The 21102-nt window shown below is 66.7% G+C and carries 19 protein-coding genes; 6 read left to right on the top strand and 13 right to left on the bottom strand.

Going from position 1 to position 21102, the window contains the following annotated elements:
• Positions 1 to 9: 9 nt before the first annotated feature.
• On the top strand, positions 10 to 2352 hold the full coding sequence (locus IEV87_RS13480; protein WP_188478175.1) for an aldehyde dehydrogenase family protein: 2343 nt from the start codon (positions 10 to 12) through the stop codon (positions 2350 to 2352).
• Between the two features lie 178 nt (positions 2353 to 2530).
• Here the strand turns inward: IEV87_RS13480 and polA are convergent, their stop codons facing one another.
• The 6 genes from polA to IEV87_RS13450 all read right to left on the bottom strand — a co-directional run bounded on the left by polA (position 2531) and on the right by IEV87_RS13450 (position 9800).
• Positions 2531 to 5335: a DNA polymerase I gene (gene polA / locus IEV87_RS13475; RefSeq protein ID WP_188478174.1), complete on the bottom strand. Its 2805-nt coding sequence runs from the start codon at positions 5333 to 5335 to the stop codon at positions 2531 to 2533.
• Positions 5336 to 5413: 78 nt separating this feature from the next.
• Positions 5414 to 6598, bottom strand: a complete 1185-nt coding sequence (locus IEV87_RS13470; protein WP_188478173.1) for an MFS transporter — start codon at positions 6596 to 6598, stop codon at positions 5414 to 5416.
• Positions 6599 to 6744: 146 nt separating this feature from the next.
• Positions 6745 to 8250 (bottom strand): MFS transporter, encoded by a 1506-nt coding sequence (locus IEV87_RS13465; protein ID WP_188478172.1) that lies wholly within the window; start codon positions 8248 to 8250, stop codon positions 6745 to 6747.
• A complete protein-coding gene (locus IEV87_RS13460; protein ID WP_188478171.1) occupies positions 8247 to 8876 on the bottom strand; it encodes a TetR/AcrR family transcriptional regulator in 630 nt (209 codons plus the stop codon). Before IEV87_RS13460 ends, IEV87_RS13465 begins: the two co-directional genes overlap by 4 nt.
• Positions 8877 to 8989: 113 nt before the next feature.
• Complete coding sequence (locus IEV87_RS13455; protein ID WP_188478170.1) at positions 8990 to 9178, bottom strand: zinc-finger domain-containing protein; 189 nt, start codon at positions 9176 to 9178, stop codon at positions 8990 to 8992.
• 148 nt (positions 9179 to 9326) lie between these two features.
• Positions 9327 to 9800 carry a DUF1203 domain-containing protein gene (locus IEV87_RS13450; protein WP_188478169.1) on the bottom strand — a complete coding sequence of 158 codons (474 nt, stop codon included), beginning with the start codon at positions 9798 to 9800 and terminating at the stop codon, positions 9327 to 9329.
• Positions 9801 to 9932: 132 nt separating this feature from the next.
• On the opposite strand from IEV87_RS13450, the gene IEV87_RS13445 reads away from it, so the two are divergent.
• Positions 9933 to 11018 carry a CaiB/BaiF CoA transferase family protein gene (locus IEV87_RS13445; protein WP_188478168.1) on the top strand — a complete coding sequence of 362 codons (1086 nt, stop codon included), beginning with the start codon at positions 9933 to 9935 and terminating at the stop codon, positions 11016 to 11018.
• Positions 11019 to 11027: 9 nt separating this feature from the next.
• Here IEV87_RS13445 and IEV87_RS13440 read toward each other — a convergent pair whose 3' ends face one another.
• Positions 11028 to 11681, bottom strand: a complete 654-nt coding sequence (locus IEV87_RS13440) for an SGNH/GDSL hydrolase family protein (RefSeq protein ID WP_188478167.1) — start codon at positions 11679 to 11681, stop codon at positions 11028 to 11030.
• A 94-nt stretch (positions 11682 to 11775) separates the two neighbouring features.
• Here IEV87_RS13440 and IEV87_RS13435 point away from each other — a divergent pair, with 94 nt between their 5' ends.
• The gene (locus IEV87_RS13435) at positions 11776 to 12942 is read left to right on the top strand and encodes an MFS transporter (RefSeq protein WP_188478166.1); all 1167 of its coding nucleotides are present in this window, start codon (positions 11776 to 11778) and stop codon (positions 12940 to 12942) included.
• Between the two features lie 96 nt (positions 12943 to 13038).
• On the opposite strand, the gene IEV87_RS13430 is transcribed toward IEV87_RS13435, so the two are convergent.
• From IEV87_RS13430 to IEV87_RS13420, 3 genes are all read right to left on the bottom strand, one after another.
• On the bottom strand, positions 13039 to 14517 hold the full coding sequence (locus IEV87_RS13430) for an NAD-dependent succinate-semialdehyde dehydrogenase (RefSeq protein WP_188478165.1): 1479 nt from the start codon (positions 14515 to 14517) through the stop codon (positions 13039 to 13041).
• 63 nt (positions 14518 to 14580) lie between these two features.
• On the bottom strand, positions 14581 to 15570 hold the full coding sequence (locus tag IEV87_RS13425) for a P1 family peptidase (protein ID WP_188478164.1): 990 nt from the start codon (positions 15568 to 15570) through the stop codon (positions 14581 to 14583).
• A gap of 80 nt (positions 15571 to 15650) precedes the next feature.
• Positions 15651 to 16013: a cupin domain-containing protein gene (locus tag IEV87_RS13420; protein WP_373284043.1), complete on the bottom strand. Its 363-nt coding sequence runs from the start codon at positions 16011 to 16013 to the stop codon at positions 15651 to 15653.
• Positions 16014 to 16209: 196 nt separating this feature from the next.
• On the opposite strand from IEV87_RS13420, the gene IEV87_RS13415 reads away from it, so the two are divergent.
• Together IEV87_RS13415 and IEV87_RS13410 are read left to right on the top strand one after the other, a co-directional pair.
• Positions 16210 to 17418, top strand: a complete 1209-nt coding sequence (locus IEV87_RS13415; RefSeq protein WP_188478163.1) for an aminopeptidase P family protein — start codon at positions 16210 to 16212, stop codon at positions 17416 to 17418.
• 180 nt (positions 17419 to 17598) lie between these two features.
• Positions 17599 to 18345: a hypothetical protein gene (locus IEV87_RS13410; protein WP_188478162.1), complete on the top strand. Its 747-nt coding sequence runs from the start codon at positions 17599 to 17601 to the stop codon at positions 18343 to 18345.
• A gap of 64 nt (positions 18346 to 18409) precedes the next feature.
• Here IEV87_RS13410 and IEV87_RS13405 read toward each other — a convergent pair whose 3' ends face one another.
• From IEV87_RS13405 to IEV87_RS13395, 3 genes are read right to left on the bottom strand one after another with little or no spacing between them, the layout of a single operon-like run.
• Positions 18410 to 18892, bottom strand: coding sequence for a GNAT family N-acetyltransferase (locus tag IEV87_RS13405; protein ID WP_188478161.1), 483 nt, complete (start codon positions 18890 to 18892; stop codon positions 18410 to 18412).
• Complete coding sequence (locus tag IEV87_RS13400; protein WP_188478160.1) at positions 18889 to 19224, bottom strand: cupin domain-containing protein; 336 nt, start codon at positions 19222 to 19224, stop codon at positions 18889 to 18891. The genes IEV87_RS13405 and IEV87_RS13400 overlap by 4 nt, the downstream gene beginning before the upstream one ends.
• A 4-nt stretch (positions 19225 to 19228) precedes the next feature.
• Complete coding sequence (locus IEV87_RS13395) at positions 19229 to 19786, bottom strand: hypothetical protein (RefSeq protein WP_188478159.1); 558 nt, start codon at positions 19784 to 19786, stop codon at positions 19229 to 19231.
• Between the two features lie 172 nt (positions 19787 to 19958).
• Here IEV87_RS13395 and IEV87_RS13390 point away from each other — a divergent pair, with 172 nt between their 5' ends.
• Positions 19959 to 21032, top strand: coding sequence for a hypothetical protein (locus IEV87_RS13390; RefSeq protein ID WP_188478158.1), 1074 nt, complete (start codon positions 19959 to 19961; stop codon positions 21030 to 21032).
• Positions 21033 to 21102: the final 70 nt, after the last annotated feature.

Below are 21102 nucleotides of genomic sequence, written 5' to 3'. Positions count from 1 at the left end.
GGATCGGACATGGGCGTGAAAGAGATTTTCGAGTCGATGGACTACGGCCCTGCCCCCGAGAGCGCGGCGGAGGCGCTTGCCTGGCTGGTCGATCAGGGCGACCGCTTCGGTCATTTCATCGGCGGCGACTGGACAGAGGTCGGAGAGACCTTCGAAAGCCGCAATCCCGCCACCGGCGAGGTGCTGGCCCATCTCACGCAGGGCTCGGCAAAGGATGTTGATGCGGCAGTGAAGGCCGCGCGCAGGGCGCAGCCCCGGTGGGCGAAGCTGGGCGGGCCGGGACGCGCGCGGGTGCTGTATGCGCTGGCGCGGCTGGTGCAGAAACACGCGCGTCTGCTGGCGGTGTTGGAAACGATGGACAACGGCAAGCCGATCCGGGAGAGCCGCGACATCGACGTGCCGCTTGTCGCGCGGCATTTCTACTATCACGCCGGGCTGGCCCAGCTGATCGACGCGGAGGCGCCGGGGATGGAACCGCTTGGCGTCTGCGGGCAGGTGATCCCGTGGAACTTTCCCCTGCTGATGCTGGCGTGGAAGGTCGCTCCCGCGATTGCCGCCGGGAACACGGTTGTTCTGAAACCGGCCGAATACACCTCGCTGACAGCACTGTGCTTCGCCGACATCTGCCGTCAGGCGGGGGTGCCGAAGGGTGTAGTGAACATCGTGACCGGCGACGGGCGGGTCGGCGAGATGATCGTCGCGCATGAGGGCGTCGACAAGGTCGCCTTCACCGGATCGACCGAGGTCGGGCGCAAGATCCGCGAGGCGACGGCGGGACAGGGCAAGTCGCTCACGCTCGAACTGGGCGGCAAGGGGCCCTACATCGTCTTTGACGACGCCGATCTGGATTCAGCGGTCGAGGGGCTGGTCGATGCCATCTGGTTCAACCAGGGTCAGGTCTGCTGTGCCGGGTCCCGCCTGCTGGTGCAGGAAGGCGTCGCGGAGCGGTTCATCGCCAAGCTGAAGGCGCGCATGGACAGGCTGCGCGTCGGCAATCCGCTGGACAAATGCATCGACGTCGGCGCGGTGGTCGATCCCGTGCAGCTCGACACCATCCGGGCGCTGGTCGAGGGATCGGGAGGCGAGGTCTACCGCGCCGCCTGCGACCTGCCGGAGGGCTGCTTTTATCCGCCCACGCTGATCACCGGCCTCGCCCCCGCGGACCGGCTGATGCAGGAGGAGATCTTCGGCCCCATCCTCGTTTCCTGCACCTTCCGCACGCCGGACGAAGCCGTGGCGCTGGCGAACAACACGCGCTACGGCCTCGCGGCCTCGGTCTGGACAGAGAACATCAACCTCGCGCTCGGCGTCGCGCCCCGGCTGGTTGCGGGCGTTGTCTGGGTCAACGGCACCAACATGTTCGACGCCGCCGCGGGATTCGGCGGGGTCCGCGAGTCCGGGTTCGGACGCGAAGGCGGTTGGGAGGGGCTGTCGGCCTATCTGAAACCCGCTGGAAAGCCGAAGGCGCTGAAGCCCGTTGCGGCGATGTCGGGCAAGGTCGACGCGCTTGGCGAGGGGTTGGACCGCACCGCCAAGCTGTTCGTCGGCGGCAAGCAGGCGCGTCCGGACGGGGGATATTCGAAGGCCGTCTTCAGCCCCTCGGGCGGGTTGCTGGGCCATGTCGGCACCGGCAACCGCAAGGACATCCGCAACGCGGTTGAGGCCGCGCAGGGCGCAAAAGGCTGGTCCGGGACAACCGGGCACCTGCGCGCGCAGATCCTCTACTACATCGCGGAGAACCTCGAGGCCCGCGCCGCGGAGTTCGCCGCTCGGATCGACGCAATGGTTGGCGGAAAGGGAGGAAAGACGGAGGTTCAGCAGACCATTGCCCGGCTCTTCACCTATGCCGCCTGGGCCGACAAATACGCCGGGGACCTCCGCTCCGTCCCGATCCGGGGCATGGCCCTGGCGGTGCGCGAGCCCGTCGGCGTGATCGGCGCGCTCTGCCCGGACGAGGCACCCCTGCTTGGGCTGGTCTCGGTCATGGCGCCCGCGATTGCCATGGGCAACCGCGTGGTGCTGGTGCCCTCCGAACCCTTCCCGCTGGCGGCGACGGATTTCTACCAGGTGCTCGAGACATCGGACGTGCCCGGCGGCGTGGTCAACATCGTCACCGGGTCCCATGCGGAGCTGGCCGGCACGATGGCGTCGCATCTGGATGTGGAGGCGGTCTGGAGCTTCTCCTCCACCGACCTGTCGCGGGAGATCGAGGCGAAGAGCGCCGGGAACCTCAAGCGGACCTGGGTGAATAACGCCCGCGCACGCGACTGGACCGGGCCGGAGGGCGAGGGGCGCGCATTCCTCGACCACGCGACGGAGATCAAGACGGTCTGGGTGCCCTACGGAGAGTGAGGGCGGAGGGGGCCCAGTCAGGTTGTTTGCAGTGCCCCCGACGCGAAACGCAGCGGCCTGTTGGTACATCGTTCCCAGTCCCAAGGAATGTGCAAACAGCTGAGGTGGGAGGGGGCGCTGCCCCCGCCCTTCGGGCTCCCCCGGGATATTTCCGGCAAGATGAAAACGGGAGGGACGACTAGTGCGCTTCGGCCCAGTTTTTTCCGTGGCCGGCGTCGACGACCAGCGGGACGTCGATCTTCACTGCAGGGGCGGCGGCATTTTCCATGACCGCGCGGGCGGCATTGGTCACATCCTCGACCGCGTTTTCATCGACTTCGAAGACCAGTTCGTCGTGGACCTGCAGCAGCATCTTCGCGGGCAGCTTGGCGATGGCGTCCGGCATACGGATCATGGCGCGGCGGATGATGTCGGCGGCCGTGCCCTGGATCGGCGCGTTGATCGCGGCGCGGCGGGCGAAACCGGCGCGGGGACCCTTGGCGTCGATTTCCGGCGTATGGATGCGACGGCCGAAGAGCGTCTGGACGTAGCCGTGAGATTTGCCGAATTCGGTCGTGGCATCCATGTAGTCGCGGATGCCGGGGAAGCGTTCGAAGTAGCGGTCGATGAAGCCCTGCGCCTCCGCCCTCGGGATGCGGAGGTTGCGGGCAAGACCGAAGCCCGAGATGCCGTAGATCACTCCGAAGTTGATCGCCTTCGCCTGCCGCCGCACATCCGGGGTCATCTCTGAAAGCGGCACGCCGAACATCTCTGACGCGGTGGCGGCGTGGATGTCCTGCCCCTCCTCGAACGCCTGTTTCAGCGCGGGGATGTCGGCGATATGGGCAAGGATGCGGAGTTCGATCTGGGAATAGTCGAGGGATAGCAGGACGCGCCCCTCCGGGGCGACAAAGGCCTCGCGGATGCGGCGGCCCTCTTCGCTGCGCACGGGGATGTTCTGCAGGTTCGGGTCGGTGGAGGCAAGGCGGCCGGTGTTCGCCCCCGTCTGCACGTAGGAGGTATGGACGCGGCCCGAGTCCGGGTGGATATGGTCCTGCAACGCATCCGTGTAGGTCGATTTCAGCTTGGACAGCTGCCGCCAGTCGAGGATGCGCGCCGGGAGTTCATGTTCGGTCGCCAGATCTTCGAGGATGTCGGCACCGGTGGCATAGGCCCCCGTCTTGCCCTTCTTGCCGCCCTCCAGTCCCATCTTGTCGAACAGGATCTCTCCAAGCTGCTTGGGCGAACCGACGTTGAAGCTTTCCCCGGCCAGTTCGTGGATGTCCGCCTCCAGCCCAGCCATCTTCTGCGCGAAGGCGTTGGACATGCGCGAGAGCGTGTCGCGGTCGACCTTGATACCGTGCATCTCCATCTCTGCCAGCACGGGGGAGAGGGGGCGCTCCAGCGTTTCGTAGACCGTCGTGACCTTCTTCGCGTGAAGCTGCGGCTTGAGCGTCTGCCAGAGGCGCAGGGTCACGTCCGCATCCTCGGCCGCATAGGCGGTGGCCTTGTCCAGCGGCACTTTGTCGAAGGTGATCATCGACTTGCCGGACCCGAGCAGGTCCTTGATCGGGATGCAGCTGTGACCCAGGTAGCGGTCGGCCAGCGCGTCCATCCCGTGCTGGTGCAGCCCGGCGTTCAGCGCGTAGCTCATCAGCATGGTGTCGTCGAAGGGGGCGACGGTGATCCCGTAACGTTTCAGGATCTTCGCGTCGTATTTCATGTTCTGGCCGATCTTGAGGATCGCGTCGTCCTCCAGCACCGGCTTCAGCATCGCCAGCGCCTCCGCCTCCGGCATCTGCCCCTCGGCCAGCGTGTCGTCGGCGAAGAGGCCCTCGCCCTCGCCGGACTTGTGGGTCAGCGGGATGTAGCAGGCGAGGCCCGGTTCGGTGGCCAGGCAGACGCCGACCAGATCGGCGCGCATCTCGTCAAGACCGGTGGTCTCCGTGTCCAGCGCCACGTAGCCGCGTTCCCGGATACGGCCGATCCAGACGGAGAGCTGGTCGGCGCTGGTCACCATCTCATAGGTCGCCGTGTCGATGGCGGGCATCTCCACCACCTGCGGCGCGTCCTCTCCGCCCTGCACGTTGACCTCCGGCAGGGCGGGCGGTTCCACCCCCATCTGGTCGGCGATGCGCTTGGTGAGGGTGCGGAACTCCATCGTGTTGAGGAAGGTCAGCAGGGTGTCCGGGTCGGGGTCCTTCACCTCAAGGTCGTCCAGCGTGAAGTCGAGCGGGGTGTTGCAATCCAGCGTGACCAGCTTCTTGGACAGTTCGATCTGCGCGCGGTTCTCGATCAAGGTCTCGCGTCGCTTGGGCTGCTTGATCTCCCCGGCGCGGTCCAGAAGCTCCTCCAGCGTGCCGTATTCGTTGATCAGCAGCGCGGCGGTCTTGATCCCGATACCAGGCGCGCCCGGCACGTTGTCGACCGAGTCCCCGGCCAGCGCCTGCACGTCGACGACCCGGTCGGGAAAGACGCCGAATTTCTCGAACACGCCGTCGCGGTCGATACGCAGGTTCTTCATCGCATCCAGCATCTCAACCCCGTCGCCGACCAGCTGCATCAGGTCCTTGTCGGAGGAGATGATCGTCACCCGACCGCCCGCGTCCCGCGCCTGGCAGGAGAGGGTGGCGATGATGTCGTCGGCCTCGTAGCCCTCCATCTCCTTGCAGGCGATGTTGAAGGCGATCGTCGCCTCGCGGGTCAGCGGGATCTGCGGGCGCAGGTCCTCGGGCATGGCCTCGCGGTTGGCCTTGTAGAGGTCGTACATGTCGTTGCGGAAGGTGTGCGACCCCTTGTCGAACACGACGGCCACATGGGTCGGCGCGTCAGGGCCGGTGTTTCCCTCCACGTAGCGGTGCAGCATGTTGCAGAAGCCCGAGACGGCGCCGATCGGCAGCCCGTCGGACTTGCGGGTCAGCGGCGGCAGCGCGTGATAGGCGCGGAAGATGAAGGCCGATCCGTCGATCAGGTGCAGGTGGCAGCCTTTGCCGAATTGGGTCATGGGGGCCTCCGGGTCACGGGTACGGGTCAGGTTGTGCCATGATCGGGCAGGGGCCGCCAGCGCGGTTTTGCACGCCGTTCAGTCCCGGCGCAGCCGCACCGCCAGAGCCACGGTCAGCAGCGGCGGCAGGGCGGCGAGGATCACCAGCAGACCAAGCGTGCCCGCCGGTCCCCACTCCGCAACTACCAGCCCCGCGATCCACGGCCCGGCGGCAGAGGACACCATCGCCGCCGGGGCGATCCGGCCCATGATGCGCGGATAGTCCTGTGCCCCGAACACCGCCAGCGGCAGCGCACCGCGCGCGATGGACCAGAGCCCGTTGCCGGCCCCGAAGGCGATGATGGCGGGCGCCGCGGGCAGGCCGAGCCAGAGCGCGACGACCCCGCCGAACGCCACCGTCGCCGACACCCCCATGGTCCAGATCGGATGGTGCCGCCCCCGTCCTGCCATTTCCAGGACGCGCGCGCCGACCTGCGCCGGGCCGAACAGCGCGCCGAGGCCGACGGCGGCGGCCAGCGTCAGCCCCTGCGCGGTCAGGATCGGGATCAGCGTTACCGTCAGGATCGTCGCCATGGTGGAATAGCAGGCCGCGGCCAGCGCCAGCAGCCAGAAGCGTGTGTCCCGGAACAGGCTACCCGCCGTTCCGGTGTCCGCCGATGTGGTCGGGTGCGGTTGCTCCGCTCGGGGCAGGCCGTAGAGGCAGAGCGGGATCGTCACCGCCGCATGCAGCCCCGCATAGGCCAGCAGCGCCCCGCGCCAGCCCAGCCATTCGGTCAGCGAGGCAGAGATCGGCCAGCAGACCGTGCTCGCCAGACCTCCGAAAAGAGTGACGGCGGTGATCGCTGAGCGCGCGCCGAGGCCGTAGAGCCGCCCCAGGGCGGAGAAGGCCGCGTCGTAAAGCCCGGCGCCCATGCCCGCGCCCATGACGATCCATGCCAGCAGGTAGAGGACGGGGTGCTGTGCCAGTGCCAGCAGGACCTGACCGCAGCCGATCAGCGCCATGCCGCAGGCCAGGACGCGCCGGCCTCCGTGCCGCTGGATCAGGCTGCCCACCTTCGGCGCGGCGGTGCCCGAGGCGAGCAGGCCGAGAGAGAAGCCCGCCGACAGCAGCGCCGGGGACCATCCGGTGTCCGCACCGATCGGGGCGAAGAACACGCCGGGCAGGTAGTAGCTGCTGCCCCATGAGAAGGTCATGACGATTCCGAGCACGCAGATCGTGCGCAGGCGGTCGCGGGCCGGAACGGGAAGGTCGGAAGCGGTCATCTGGCCTGTGCGGGGGGCTGTGCGGGAGGGGTCCCGGCAGGCTAGCGCGGCAAGAGGGGGAGCGGAAGAGGTGTAGAGAGATGCTGTCATCCTCGGGTCGAGCCCGAGGATGATGTCTGCTCCTTTGAAGGTTGACCGCGCCCCCGTTACTCCACCACCACCGGCTGCGGCGGCGCATCCGCGTAGACCGTGGCCCGCAGCATCAGCGCCCCGACCGCCGCCACGACGTAGGCGCAAAGGTTGTAGATCATCGCGGTCGACATGGCCCCGGCGAAGGCATCGGTCTGCACCGCGCCCGAGGCGGTCTCTGCCGCGAGGCGCGAGAAGAAGATCTGGCTGACCACGGCGACGCCAAGCGCGCCTCCGGCCTGCTGGATCGCCTGCAGCGCGCCGGACCCCGCCCCCGCATCGCGCACCGGAACTCCGGCGAGGATGGTCTGGAACAGCGGCGCGATGGACAGCGACAGGCCCACCCCCGCCACCGCCAGCGGCGGCAGCACCGACCAGTGGTCAAAGCTGTCCCCGGTGCCAAGGATCACGCCGCGCATCCAGAAGATGCCCACGAAGAGCATCATCAGCCCGCCCACGATACGGTGCCTTTGCCAGCGCACGCCAAGCCGGCCCGACAGGATCGACCCGCAGAGCACCCCGACGGAGAACGGCATGGTCGTCAGCCCCGACTGCAGCGGGTCCAGTCCGAAGCCGACCTGCAGGAACAGCGCCAGCACCAGGAACAGTGCGGGCAGGGCGGAGAAGAAGACCAGAGCCGTCATCCCGCCGACCGCGAAGTTCCAGGTCGTCAGAAGCGAGACCGGGATCACCTGCGGGCGCCCGAGCCGCGCCTGCCGCTGTTCCCAGAGATAGAACCCGACGAACAACGGCAGCGAGGCCGCCATCAGCGCAAAGCACCAGAGCGGCCAGCCGAAGGCGCGTCCCTCCACCAGCGGGAAAATCAGTGCCAGCATGGCGGCCCCGGCGATCGCGATGCCGCCCCAGTCGTTGCGCAGGCGGGAATCTCCCGGCAGGTCGGGGATCAGCCGGGCGCCCGCGATCAGGCAGATCACGCCGACGGGCAGGTTGATGAGGAAGATCGGCCGCCAGGTCATGCCCCAGAGGTCGGCGGTGATGAGCGTTCCGCCCAGCACGGGCCCCGTAACCGTCGCCAGCCCCGCCGTCAGCCCGAACAGCGCGAAGGCTCCGGCGCGCTGACCCGGCGCGAAGAGGTTCTGCGCAATCGCCATGACCTGCGGCATCATCACCGCCCCGGCCGCCCCCTGAAGCAGGCGCGCCGCCACCAGTGTCCCCACGCCCTGCGCCATCCCGCAGAGCACGGAGGCGAGGGTGAACCCCGCAACGCCGTACAGGAACAGGCGCTTGCGCCCGACGATGTCTCCGTACCGGCCCATGGGCATCAGGCCGAGCGCGAAGACCAGGATATAGCCCGCAACGATCCATTCGATCTGGCTCTCGCTCGCGCCCATTCCGGCCTGGATCGACGGCAGGGCGACGTTCACGATGGTCACGTCGATCAGGTTCATGAACTGGGCGATCAGGATGGTGACCATGGCGGCCCATCTCTGCCGGTCCGAGATGCTTTCGTGCACCTCCGGCGGCGTTGCGGGAACGGCCTGGGGGTCGGCAATGGCACTCATCTGAAGTCTCCTGTGAAATGGTTAACGGGGCCGGTCGCAACCAGCCTGAGAAGTTCGGTCGCGTGCGCGGGAAAGCTGAGCCCGGCGTTTTCCGGGGATCCGAGGCCGACCATGGCCCAGATCAGCAGCCGCGCGGTCAGGCCCGGGTCGATGTCCCCCCGCACCGTGCCGTCCGCGATCCCGCGGGCGACCATCTGCGTCAGCTTGTCATGCCAGAACTGTTTCATCGGCACGCTGTAACGCGCGATCTCCGGGTCCGAGACGGAGCGCCGCGCGAGGCTGCCCATCACCGGGTGAATGTCCGGATAGGCGAGGCGGATTTCGCGGAAGTCGCGGATTTCCTGCGCCAGTTCCTCGATCCCCGTCATGCCGCTGCGGTCGGTGCTGAGATGCTGGGCCCGGAAATCCTCGGCGATGGAGCGGGCGATCAGCGCCACCAGCCCGTCCTTGCCGCCCGCGTGGTAATCGAGCGTGGCGACGTTGATCCCGGCCCGGTCCGCAACCGAACGCATGCGCAGCCCCTCGAATCCCTTCTCCATCACCTCGGCCCGCGCGGCGAGTGCGATTTCCCGCCGTCGCCGGCTGGCCGTGGGGCTTTCATCTGGATCGGGGTCAACGAACAGCATGAGTCGTCCTGTGATTTTTCAATCAAACGTTTGATTGAAAAAATTGCGGCAGTCAAGTGGATCTCCGCCGGGACGGCCGCAGATTTCAGAATGGTATTCAGGAAATGGCCGTATCAGCCCTTGGCGTCAGCCGATTCATACCCGCGCAACACGTAGCGTGCGTCGCAATAGCCGCATTCGACAAAGCCGGTCTCTTCCGGGATGGTCAGCCAGACACGGGGATGGCCAAGCGCACCCTCGCCGCCGTCGCAGGCGATCTTGCGGCTGTCCACGATCTTGATTTCCGGGGCCTCGATGGTCATGGGCAAATCCTTGTCGGTCTTACTGGCGGGACCCCTCCGGGGCCGTCTGCTGCGCTGCAATATGCGGCATTCCGTCGAAGCGGGCAAGCGGCGGGACGTCGCGCCGGTATGACGTGACGTCCCGGGGATGATCCGCTCCGCCGCAGGGTCAGGCCCGGACCGCCCGTGCCTGGAAGCAGTTGTTGCGGGCGGAACGGATGTCGACAAAGGCGATGTCCCCGCGTTCGAAGATCCCGTCGATGCGCGCGGCCATGTCGGTCTTGGGCACGGTTGCGCCGGTGCCATAGGCGATGCGTTCGCTCGGCAGGTATCCCTTCAGAAGGTAATCCGGGCTGGTGCCCAGGATCGGCGGGATCTCCCCCGGCGCGCCGTCCCAGGCCTCGCATGCGTCGGCGCAGAGGAAGATCGGCCCGCATTCCGCATAGGGTTGCAGTGCACCGAACGGCCGATGCGCGAGGATCAGCATCCCCCGTCCTTCGGGAATGTTGCACAGGCAGTGGCGGCAGGGATTGGCACCCCCGTCGGACACCGCATGTTCGGCAGGCTGGCCATTGGCATCGGGCGCGCCGGACTGCAGCGCGCGGACAAGGTCGGTCGGCATCGGGACGATCTGGAAGGTCATGTCGGTTCTCCTGGGACACTTGGCTGCATCCTGCCCGCCCCGGACCGGCCCGCGCGACCCGGAAGCTGCGCATTCCCCCGCCTTGCACCCCGCCGCCGTTTCACCCCAAATACCCGCGAAGAGGAGACCAACATGCTGCAATCCGTCCGTATCGTCGAGATCGAGGGCATCGGCCCCGGCCCCTTCGCCGCCATGACGCTCGCCGATCTGGGGGCGGAGGTGATCACCATCCACCGCGCCGACCCGCCCGAGGCCCGCGCAGCGCAGCCCGCCAATCCGCTGGACCGGGGCAAGCGGTCGATCACGCTCGACCTCAAGGACCCGGAGGACGTGAAGGTCGCCAAAGCCCTGATCGCCACCGCCGACGGACTGATCGAGGGCATGCGCCCCGGGGTGATGGAGCGTCTCGGTCTCGGCCCCGAAGACCTCTCCGCGATCAACCCGAAGCTGGTCTACGGGCGCATGACGGGATGGGGCCAGACCGGTCCGCGCGCGAAGCTGGCCGGCCATGACCTGAACTACATCGGCCTGTCCGGTGCGCTGTGGTATGGGTCGCTGCCCGGTCAGCCGCCGATGACCCCGGCGACGCTGGTCGGCGATATCGGTGGCGGCGCATTGTATCTGGTCATTGGCATGCTCGCCGGGCTGATGCGCGCGAAGGAGACGGGGCAGGGTACCGTCGTCGACGCGGCCATCGTCGACGGGTCGGCCCACATGATGAACCTGCTGATGTCCATGGCCTCGGTCGGCGGCACGGTGACGGAGCGGGGGAAGAGCCGGCTTGACGGCCCGCACTGGTCCCGCAGCTACCGCTGCGCCGACGGCGGCTATGTCGCTGTGCAGGCGCTTGAAGGCAAGTTCTACGCCATCTTCCTCGACAGGCTCGGCCTGTCTGCGGATCCCGATTTCCTGCGCCAGAACGACAAGGCGCTGTGGCCCGCACTGGCGGCCCGGCTGGAGGAGCTTTTCGCCACGCAGACCCGCGACCACTGGGCCGCCCTGTTCGACGGGCTGGATGCCTGCGTCGCCCCCGTGCTGCCCCCGGCGGACTCCGCCGCCGATCCGCATATAGCGGCACGCGGCATCTGGCACGGGACCGGGGAGGTCCTGCAGGCCGCCGCCGCGCCGCGGTTCGACGGCGCGACCCCGCCCGCCCCGCGTGACCCGGTGGCACGGGGTGCGGACAGCGCGGCGATCAGGCGCGAACTGGGGTTCTGACCGGACTGCTCAGGGCGTGACCAGCGGCGCGACGAGGGCCGCGATGCGCGCCGATCCTTCGGGCGACGGGTGGGCCCGGTCCGACGCGAACAGCGACAGGTCGTCGGACCGGAACACGTCGTCCATGTCCGCCAGGGTCACGCCCGGGTCCGCGGCCGCCATGCGTCCGAGCCGCGTCTCGAGCACCTGGTAGGGCGCTTCGCAGGCGGTCCCGGCATAGCGCGGCGCGGTGTAGTAATCCGCCCAGATCACCCGCGATCCCCGCGCCCTGAGGTCCGCAACCAGTGCCGGGATCGCCCCGCGCCTCCCGTCGTCCGAGATCAGCCGGTCCAGCACCGGACCGCAGGCGGAACAGTCGCAGCCCCCGCTCAGATCGTTGGCCCCGCCGTTCAGCACGATCCACTGGGCACGGACCCCCGACAGCTGGTCGGGAATGTTCAGCGCCCCGCGCCCGCCCGTCACCCGCGCGAGGGGGAGGGAGACATCGCCGACCGGCTCCCCGATCCGCGCGGCCAGCTGATCGGCGACAGAGGACCCGCCGGTCCGGTTCCAGGCCATGACGGAATCCCCGGCCACGACGACGCGGGCATCGTCGGGGACGCCGCGCCCGCAGGCGGCCAGCAGCGCGAGTATCAGAAGCGGGGCGATCAGGGTCAGTCTCATGAAGAGGGAACTGACGCGAATCGCGCCCGCTTCAACCCCTCTGCCCGGAACCGGCCACTTGCCTCGGCCCGCGCATTGCGCCACTGACCGGGACATGACCCGCGACACCTCTCCCTTCGGGCTGCTTGCCCTGCTGCTTCTTGCCGGGATGTGCGCGGCGGGGCAGTTCGCCAAGGTCTCCGTCATCTTTCCCGAACTTGCCGCGGTCTACCCGGAGGCCGGTGCCTCCCTCGGCTTCCTCGTCTCCATCCTTTCCCTGACCGGGGTGCTCACCGGCCTTGTGGCCGGCATGCTGGTCGCGCGCATCGGTCTGCGCCGCGTGGTGACCGGAGGGCTGCTGATCGGCGCGGCCCTGTCCCTCATCCAGTCGGCCATGCTGCCGCTGCCGCTGATGATCGCGACCCGCGCGCTGGAGGGCATCAGCCATATCGCGCTGGTCGTCGCCCTGCCGACCCTGATCGCCCAGCTCAGCGCCGAACGTCACCGGCCTTACACAATGACCCTCTGGGGCAGTTATTTCGGCGTCACCTTCGCGCTGGTCGCCTGGATCGGCGCGCCGCTGGCCCGTGTTCATGGCCCCGCGCTGCTGTTCCAGGTCCACGCCGCCATCATGGTGATCTTCGCCGTCGCGCTGGCCCTCGCCCTGCCGAAAGGGCTGATCCCGCGAAAGGACGCGCCCCTGCCGGACTTCAGGGGTCTGCTTGCCGCGCACCCGAGGATCTACGCCTCGCCACATATCGCCGCTCCGGCGCTTGGCTGGTTCTTCTACACGCTGACCTTCGTCGCCCTGCTGACGGTGCTGCCGCCCTACCTTCCCGAGACAACCCGCGCGACCCTGACCTTCTGGATGCCGCTGGCGGGGATCCTCGTCTCCCTCACCCTCGGCGCGCAGCTCCTGCGGCGGATGCCCGCGGTCAGCATCGTCCTGATCGGCCTCGCGCTCGCCTCCCTCGGCCTCGTCGTAATGTGGCTGGCACCTGCGGCCTTCGCCGCCCCGATCCTCGTCTTCGGAGCCCTCGGCCTCGTGCAGGGCGCGAGTTTCACCGCCATCCCGCAGCTAAACCCCGACCCGGCGGATCAGGCCCTCGCGAACGGGGCGCTGGCGCAGATGGGCAACCTCGGCAACCTGCTTGGCACGCCGGTCCTGCTGGCGATGACCGCGCCCCTGGGGTTCGACGGCGCGATCCTGTTTGCGCTGCTGGCCTATGCCGGCTGCGCAGCGGTCCACCTGCACGCGGCGGCCCGGCGTCGGAAATCATAGGGCAGCGCGGGCGATCAGCCCGCGCCGCACCCGCACAAACGAAACGCCGCGCCCGACCAGCATCGGGCGCGGCGCTATTTTTTGACTTCAGACGGCTCAGACGCTCATGCAGACGTACTTCATCTCCAGATAGTCCTCGATCCCGTGATGCGATCCCTCGCGTCCCAGACCCGACTGCTTCACGCCGCCGAACGGGGCCACCTCCGTCGAGATGATACCGGTGTTCACCCCGACGATGCCATATTCCAGCGCCTCGGCCACCTTGTACACGCGGCTCAGGTCCTTGGCGTAGAAATAGGACGCCAGCCCGAAGATCGTGTCGTTCGCCATTTCGATCACGTCATCGACCGTGTCGAACTTGAACAGCGGCGCGAGCGGGCCGAAGGTCTCGTCCGTGGCCACCTGCATCTCCTGCGTGACGCCGGTGATGATCGTCGGCGACAGGTAGTGCCCCGCGCCTTCCATCGGCTGACCGTCCCCGAGGATGACCTTCGCCCCCTTGGAGGTCGCATCCGCCAGATGCTCCTGCACCTTCACGATCGCGTCGGAGTTGATCAGCGGGCCAAGGTCCGTCCCGGCCTCCAGCCCGTCGCCGACCTTCATCTTCTCGACCTTCGCCTTCAGCTTCTCCGCAAAGGCGTCATAGACCCCGGCCTGCACGTAAATCCGGTTGGCGCAGACACAGGTCTGCCCGTTGTTGCGGAACTTGCACATGATCGCGCCGTCGACCGACGCATCCAGATCGGCGTCGTCGAACACGATGAAGGGCGCGTTCCCGCCCAGCTCCATGGAGCATTTCATCACCTGATCGGCAGCCTGCCGCAAAAGGATGCGCCCCACCTCGGTCGATCCGGTGAAGGTCAGCTTGCGCACCTTGGGGTTCTCGCAGAACTCCTTGCCCGCGTCGGAGGACTTCGACGACGTCACGATGGAGAACACGCCCTTCGGGATCCCCGCACGCTCAGCCAGCACGCCCATGACAAGGGCCGACAGCGGTGTCTCCTTCGCCGGGCGCCCGACAAACGAACAGCCCGCCGCCAGCGCCGGGGCGGCCTTGCGGGTGATCATCGCGTTCGGGAAGTTCCAGGGCGTGATCGAGGCCGCGACACCGATCGGCTGCTTCAGCACCATGATCCGCTTGTCGCGCTGATGGCCCGGGATCGTCTCGCCATAAATCCGCTTGGCCTCTTCCGCGAAGAATTCGATGAACGAGGCGCCATAGGCGATCTCGCCCTTCGCCTCGGCCAGCGGCTTGCCCTGTTCGGCGGTCAGAATGGTCCCCAGATCCTCCTGATTTTCCATCATCAGGTCAAACCATTTCCGCAGCACGGCGGCCCTCTCCTTGCCCGTCCAGGCAGCCCAGTCCTTCTGCGCGGCATAGGCCTTGTCGATGGCATCGGCGATCTGCTTGCGGCTCAGGTCCGCGACCTTGGCGATGACATCGCCACGCGCCGGGTTGGTGACGTCGAACGTGCCCTCGTCGCCCTGGACCCACTCTCCGGCCAGATACGCGGCCTCGACAAGCAGCGAGGGATCCTTGAGCAGGGATTTGAGATCGGTGGTTTGGTCAAGCATGGCAGCCTCCGTTGAGTTGGCCCAGACAGACCACTTAGCGTAGGCGCTGTCCAGTGCCACCCCTCAGCCGAACCTCTGTGCCCATGTCGGAAAGGGATCGCCGGGTGCCGGGGTGGCGGCAAAGACTGCCCGCGCGATGGCCCGCGACACGCAGACCGCCGCCGCATGACCGATCACGAGGGTATCGAGCGCCGGCTGATCCAGCACGTGCGCGCCCGTCGCGGCGGCAAAGATCAGATCGCCGTCGTGCGGCGTATGGCTTGGCACCAGCGCGCGGGCATAGCCGTCATGCGCCGCCACGGCCAGGCGGGTGCACTGCGCCTGGCTCAGCGCCGCATCGGTGGCGACGATGCCGATGGTGGTGTGCCGGTGCGTGCCGAGCTTGGTGACGGCGACATGCGGGTCCGGCCAGACCGTCGGCAGGCCGCGCCCGCCGAATTCCTCCCCGACCTCGAAGGGTGCCGCCCAGAACTCCGGCCCCTCGCCGACCACGGCTGATCCGATGGCGTTCACCGCCACCAGCGCTCCCACGGTCACGCCCGATGGCAGCACGACCGAGGCGGAGCCCAGCCCGCCCTTCAGCCCGGCGGTGTTCGCGCCGGTTCCGGCACCCTCCGTGCCGATGCCGAACCTTTCTGCCGCCGCATCCAGCGCCGCGCGTCCCAAATCGCGATAGGGGTTTTCTGCCCAGTCCTTGTCGCCGCCGTTGCGTAAATCGAACAGGATCGCCGCGGGCACGATCGGCACCCTGATCCCCCCGGCATCATAGCCGCGCCCCATCCCGCGAAGCCCGTCTGCCACGCCCGAGGCCGCGTCGAGCCCGAAGGCCGACCCGCCCGACAGCACAAGTGCATCCACCTGTTCCACCGTCTTGTCCGGCGCCAGCAGATCCGTCTCCCGCGTGCCGGGTGCGCCGCCCATGACATGCACCCCGGCGGTGAATGGCGCATCCGCCACCATCACCGTCGCCCCGGTCTTCACCAACGGGTCCGTTGCGTTGCCGACCCGCAGCCCCGGCACGTCGGTAATCAGGTTGCGCGCTCCGATCTTCATTCCGTCCCCTGCTTCATCTTGCCGGAAATACTCCGGGGTGAGGCGCGGCACGCGCCGAGGGGCAGCGCCCCTTTTCCCCGTCAGATATGCGGTTTCTTCGCCGCCGTCGCCGGATCGCCGGTGTTAGGCTCTCCCGCGGGTTCGATCAGCAGGACCTGCGCTTCCTGCTTTGCGCGCGGCCGGTGCATCATCCCCTTCGGCACAACGCAGAGTTCGCCGGGTCCAAGCGTGACGGAGTCGCCGTCTTCCCCGTCCAGAACCACCTCCCCCGACAGGATCAGGAAGAAGTCGTCGCTGTCGTCGTGTTTGTGGAACGGAAACTCGCCGGCGAATTTCACAACCATGATGTCATTGCCGTTGTACTGCGCAACGACATGCGGATCCCAGTGAGAGGAGAACATCCCGAGCTTATCGGGAATATTGACGCGCTTCAGCTTGACCATGGCGGACCTTTCAACCTTGCGGAACCGCCGACACCTGACCTGCGCCGTGCAGCCGGTGCAACCGGAAAATTCCGCTCCACAGACTCCGCACCGCGTGCTAGCGGTGGCCATGGCCCGGACGATGGCGTCGTCCGACTCTCCGGCCTCCCGTATCGGGACTGCCGCCCTGTACGCCGGGGCCGAACAGGAGACCTCCATGACCCGACCAGCCCATTCCCGCATCGTGAACGGGGACAAGGCCCCGCTGCCCTTTGCCGAAATCGAATACGAAGCGCGCCTCAAGGGCCTGCGCCGCATCCTGTCGGAACAGAACCTGCACGCCGCCGTCCTGACCTCGATGCACAATATCGCCTATCACTCGGGCTTCCTCTACTGTGCCTTCGGTCGGCCCTACGCGCTGGTCGTGACCGCGACGGACTGCGTGACCATCAGTGCCGGGATCGACGCCGGGCAGCCGGGGCGGAGGAGCCATGGCGACAGCCTTACCTACACTGACTGGGCGCGGGACAATTTCTGGCGCGCGGTTGCCCATGTCGCGGGGGAGCGGCAGGTCATCGGCTACGAGGGCGACCACCTGACCGTCACGCAGCGCGAAAGGATGGAGGACTTCCTCTCGCCCCTCGCCATGATCGATATCGCCCCGGCCACCATGCGTCAGCGGATGCACAAGTCCCCGGCCGAAATCGCCCTGATACGGCAGGGCGCGCAGGTGGCGGACATCGGCGGTGAAGCCATCCGCGCAGTGATCCGCGAAGGCGCGCGCGAGATCGATATCGCCATGGCCGGACGCGACGCGATGGAGCTTGAGATCGCCGCGCGCTTTCCCGACGCCGAATATCGCGACACCTGGGTCTGGTTCCAGTCCGGGCTGAACACCGACGGCGCTCATAATCCCGTCACCGCGCGGCGGCTGGTACCGGGCGACATCCTGTCCCTAAACACCTTTCCCATGATCTCGGGTTACTACACCGCGCTTGAGAGGACCCTGTTCCTGGGTGACCCCGACCCGGCCTCGCTGGCGATATGGGAGGCCAATGTCGCCGCCCACGAACTCGGGATGAGTCTGCTGAAACCCGGTGCCTCCTGCGCCGGGGTCACCCATGCGATCAATGACTTCTTCGCGGGACGCGATCTGCTGCAGTACCGCACTTTCGGATACGGTCATTCCTTCGGGGTGCTGTCCCACTACTACGGGCGCGAGGCAGGACTTGAACTGCGTGAGGACATCGACACGGTATTGGAGCCCGGAATGGTCATCTCGATGGAGCCGATGCTGACCCTGCCGCAGGGCATGCCCGGGGCAGGGGGCTATCGCGAACATGACATCCTTGTCATCACGGCAGAGGCGAACGAGAACATCACAGGGTTCCCGTACGGGCCTGAACATAATGTCATCCCGCTCTGAATAATTCCTGTCTGTCGGTCGGATTGTCCGCCCTTCGGCAACAGTCATGATTCCGCCGGACAGGTTTCTTCGCAAAAGGTGTACAGGCATGTGAAACGGATTTGACTCCGTCTCCGAACTGATGCGTATGTTTCGCACCGGCATTGAGATTTCGCCGGATAACGCATTCCGGAGAAGACCTTGAAGACTGTCCTTATTGCCGCCGCCCTTGTCGCCGCAGCCCAGCCTGCCCTGTCCGCCACCGCGAAATATTCCCTCGACTGGGTCTCCGTGACGCCCGACACCAGCAGCACGCTGAAGGGGTTTGTCGAATTCGACCTCACTGCGAAGACGATCGTGGACTTTGACCTGGAACTGGTATTCAGCCCCTCCGGGCTCGCCGTGGACTTCGACCGTTCCGCCCATGGCGCGCCGGGATATTCGGTGGCGCCGGGCAGCCTCGCGATCCGTCCGGGGCCGACCTATCCCACCACCAACTACTACGGGTTCAGTTCCTATTACACGGGAACCGGCTTCCAGTTCAGCAACAACACGATCACCGAAATCGGCATCTACAGCGGTCCGTTACAACAGCACGGATACACCATCGGAAATACGTTCGTCAGCGCCTACACCTCCGGCGCGCAGTTCCTGGATTACATCGGCTTCTACGGTAGCCGGTTGTATTCCGGGGATGAAACCCTGACTGCGAACGCGGCCACCTGCCACAACACCTGGTGGGCCTACAACTCGGTCTATGGCGGTCTTGTGGCCAGCTATGACCGTGCACTGGAATGCGCCTACTTCTCCGGCACGATGACCCCCTTCGTCGAGGAGGAAGAGAACGGCAACGGAGGCACCGCCCCCGCCGTTCCGCTTCCCGCGGGCCTGCCGCTTCTGGCCGGAGCGCTTGGTCTGTTGGCCCTGCGCCGCCGTCCCCGCGACTGACCGGGCCGGCACCTGCCAAAAGAGGCCGTTTGCCAGCAACCAGGGCGAACGGCGCATCGGTGCCCTAAGGGACGAGGTCCTTTTCCATCCGCCAGATCTCCAGCGTAACCGGATCCTCTGCCGTTTCGGCCTCGACCTGACGGGTGCCGGCCATGCGCCACCCGGCTTTCTCGTAGAACCGCCGGGCGCGGTCGTTGCCGATCCCGCAGGCCAGCCAGATCAGGCTGTGCCCGGCCGCGCGCTGCTGCGTCTCCGCATCCGTCATCAGCCGCCCGGCGAGACCGGAACCGCGGGCCTCCGGCGCAAGGTAGAACTGGTTGACCTCGTCCCCCTTGCACAGGTGAAAGCCAAGCAGCCGGTCGCCGCCGGTGACGACCCGGAACTGACTCAGATGCCGGTTGGTCCGCAGGAGAAACGACTCCTCCGTCCGCACGGCCCAGAGCGACGGCGGCGCAAAATGCCCGTGCCCGTCGATCCACCCGGAATGCCAGAGCGCGGCAATGGCCGCTGCATCCCGTTCCTCTGCCTGCCGGAACACCTCGGTCATAGCCGGATCACATAGTCCTTCCGGGTGGTTTCCAGCACCTCCCACGTCCCGCGGAACCCCGGAGGGATGACGAAACTGTCTCCCGCCGTCACGGTCACTGCCGCGCCGCCGTCCTCCGCGATCACGGACCGGCCCGAGAGGATGCGGCAGTATTCCCATTCGTCGTAGGAAATCCGCCATTTGCCCGGCGCCGATTCCCAGATGCCGCAGTAAAGTCCGTCGCGGTCCTCGAGGTTCCAGGTCGTGAATACGGGGTCGCCCGCCAGCACCTTCGCGGGGTCTGGCCGTTCCGTTTCCGGCGCGCCCGAGGGATTGACGGGGATCAGCGCCACCGGATCAGTTCCCGAACCTGCCGAGTTCGCGGAAGTCGATGGTCTCCACGACCTTCAGCATCTCTGCCACATCCCCGCCCTCGGCCTTCACGAGGATGCGGTTGTCGATCAGGCCCTGCACCGTGCCGTCCTGCACCATGAACTTCTCGCGGCCCACGCGTTCCACCTTTGCTCCGTAAGCGGCGGCGTTGGTGATCATCGCGCCCATGGCACCGACCATTGGATTGTCGGCAAGGATGGTGATCGTGAAGCTGTCGCCGCCGCCGGAATACTCCGCCTCCGCCCCGACGCCGCCGCCCATCATGGCAAGCCCGGCGTTCATTTCCGTGTTCACCTCGCGGGTCCAGCCGTCGGGTGCCTCTGGCAGGAAGACGGTCAGCGCTTCCGTCTTCATCGACAGCATCAGCTGCTTGGCGTATTCCAGTTCCTCCAGCGCATACTGCAGGTCGCCTTCCTCATAGGCCTTGAGCGAACTCTGCAGCGTATCCGTCACCTCATCGGCGCTTGCCGACAGGCCTATGGCGGACAATGTCACGGCAACCGCAAAAATCTCTTTTCTCATCAATGCTCTCCCTTCCGGCCGGAAATTCATCCGGAGTCAATCGCGGCAACAGTGCCGCAAGGTCCCGGATCTTGAAAGTCCGGATATCATGACTGCGAAAACCGATGACGAAACCGTGCAAATCGCGTTAACTGCCCCCATATCGGTGAGGCATTTCAACACGGAGACAGCGATGTCCGATTTCGAAACCCAGGTTCGGGAAAGCCAGGCGCAGGTCGCCGAGGCCCAGAGCAAGATCGCCGAACTGACCAGCCGGATCGAGACCGCGCGGGCCAAGATGGCCGCCGGCGAGGACGCGACGATCGACATCGAAAACGCCACGCTCCAGGACGTGCACGCTCATACCGAGGTGATGAACGCCAACATCGCCGAACTCATCATGGGCCTGGACGACGTGACCGCCGCGTTCTCCAAGGATTTCGACGAGATGCGCTCCAAGACGGGCTGGGAAAGCTTCGTCGGGATCTTCGCCTCGGCCAAGGCGGATTCGATGCGGCAGGAGCGCATCCGCACCGCCTCCATCGACGACAAGCTTCAGGACCTGATCGCCAAGTCCGACGTCATCACCCGGCTGCTGGAAGGCCAGCTCGCCGTGCTGAACGACCAGAAGGAGAAGGTGGAAACCAACCTCACCGGCACCCTGGACGAACGCGAATTCACCGTCGGAGAGCTTGAGGCCGTGCGCGCGGAGATCCTCGCGATGGACCCGAAGATCATCGAGCTGGAGAACAGGATCAGTGTCGAACAGGACGCCGCCGCGCGCACCAAGCTGGAAACGCAGCTGGCCGACCTCAACAAGACATACAACGCACTCGTGCAGGACGAACAGGTCAAGCTGGCCAAATCCCAGACGCTGGAGCGCTATATCGAGAAGGGCAAGAGCTGGGTCGACAGCCTTCAGAACCAGGCGGCGACGCAGATGGTCCTGATCAACAAGCTGCAGACCGATACCAAGCAGCGGGTCGTGCTGTACGACGCGCTGACCAAGTCGCTGAAGACTGCGCAGCAGCAGGACATCGCCCACAAGATCAACGAGATCGGGACCGAGACGGACAAGCAGGCACAGCAGGCCATGGCCCAGATCGGCGCGGCCACCAACGCCCGGATGGCCGACATGCTGGAGGCGCACGAGGGCCACATGGTCTTCGCCCGCAAAATTCTCGAGGAAAAGGCCAAGGCCGACGAACGCTTTGCCCGGCGGTTCCAACAGATCGTCGAGAAGCACGACAAGAATTTGTATGGATAGCAGATTGCACAGCAATCTGCGCCCGGCAGCGGTTGCCAAGGCAACCGCGAGAGGGCCGTCTCTGTACCTT

Origin of the sequence: Primorskyibacter flagellatus (genome assembly GCF_014638275.1) — a bacterium.
Classification (GTDB): Bacteria; Pseudomonadota; Alphaproteobacteria; order Rhodobacterales; family Rhodobacteraceae; genus Pseudooceanicola; species Pseudooceanicola flagellatus_A.
The sequence above is the reverse complement of the archived record's forward strand: the minus strand, read 5'-3'. Positions and strand labels throughout refer to the sequence as shown.

Excerpts from the sequence above, each read along its gene's own strand:
- polA (WP_188478174.1), bottom strand. The coding sequence starts at position 5,335 with ATGACCCAATTCGGCAAAGGCTGCCACCTGCACCTGATCGACGGATCG.
- IEV87_RS13425 (WP_188478164.1), bottom strand. The coding sequence starts at position 15,570 with ATGAAGATCGGAGCGCGCAACCTGATTACCGACGTGCCGGGGCTGCGG.
- IEV87_RS13460 (WP_188478171.1), bottom strand. The coding sequence starts at position 8,876 with ATGCTGTTCGTTGACCCCGATCCAGATGAAAGCCCCACGGCCAGCCGG.
- IEV87_RS13465 (WP_188478172.1), bottom strand. The coding sequence starts at position 8,250 with ATGAGTGCCATTGCCGACCCCCAGGCCGTTCCCGCAACGCCGCCGGAG.
- IEV87_RS13470 (WP_188478173.1), bottom strand. The coding sequence starts at position 6,598 with ATGACCGCTTCCGACCTTCCCGTTCCGGCCCGCGACCGCCTGCGCACG.
- IEV87_RS13420 (WP_373284043.1), bottom strand. The coding sequence starts at position 16,013 with ATGGTCAAGCTGAAGCGCGTCAATATTCCCGATAAGCTCGGGATGTTC.
- IEV87_RS13405 (WP_188478161.1), bottom strand. The coding sequence starts at position 18,892 with ATGACCGAGGTGTTCCGGCAGGCAGAGGAACGGGATGCAGCGGCCATT.
- IEV87_RS13440 (WP_188478167.1), bottom strand. The coding sequence starts at position 11,681 with ATGAGACTGACCCTGATCGCCCCGCTTCTGATACTCGCGCTGCTGGCC.
- IEV87_RS13445 (WP_188478168.1), top strand. The coding sequence starts at position 9,933 with ATGCTGCAATCCGTCCGTATCGTCGAGATCGAGGGCATCGGCCCCGGC.
- IEV87_RS13435 (WP_188478166.1), top strand. The coding sequence starts at position 11,776 with ATGACCCGCGACACCTCTCCCTTCGGGCTGCTTGCCCTGCTGCTTCTT.
- IEV87_RS13415 (WP_188478163.1), top strand. The coding sequence starts at position 16,210 with ATGACCCGACCAGCCCATTCCCGCATCGTGAACGGGGACAAGGCCCCG.
- IEV87_RS13395 (WP_188478159.1), bottom strand. The coding sequence starts at position 19,786 with ATGAGAAAAGAGATTTTTGCGGTTGCCGTGACATTGTCCGCCATAGGC.
- IEV87_RS13480 (WP_188478175.1), top strand. The coding sequence starts at position 10 with ATGGGCGTGAAAGAGATTTTCGAGTCGATGGACTACGGCCCTGCCCCC.
- IEV87_RS13455 (WP_188478170.1), bottom strand. The coding sequence starts at position 9,178 with ATGACCATCGAGGCCCCGGAAATCAAGATCGTGGACAGCCGCAAGATC.
- IEV87_RS13450 (WP_188478169.1), bottom strand. The coding sequence starts at position 9,800 with ATGACCTTCCAGATCGTCCCGATGCCGACCGACCTTGTCCGCGCGCTG.
- IEV87_RS13430 (WP_188478165.1), bottom strand. The coding sequence starts at position 14,517 with ATGCTTGACCAAACCACCGATCTCAAATCCCTGCTCAAGGATCCCTCG.
- IEV87_RS13390 (WP_188478158.1), top strand. The coding sequence starts at position 19,959 with ATGTCCGATTTCGAAACCCAGGTTCGGGAAAGCCAGGCGCAGGTCGCC.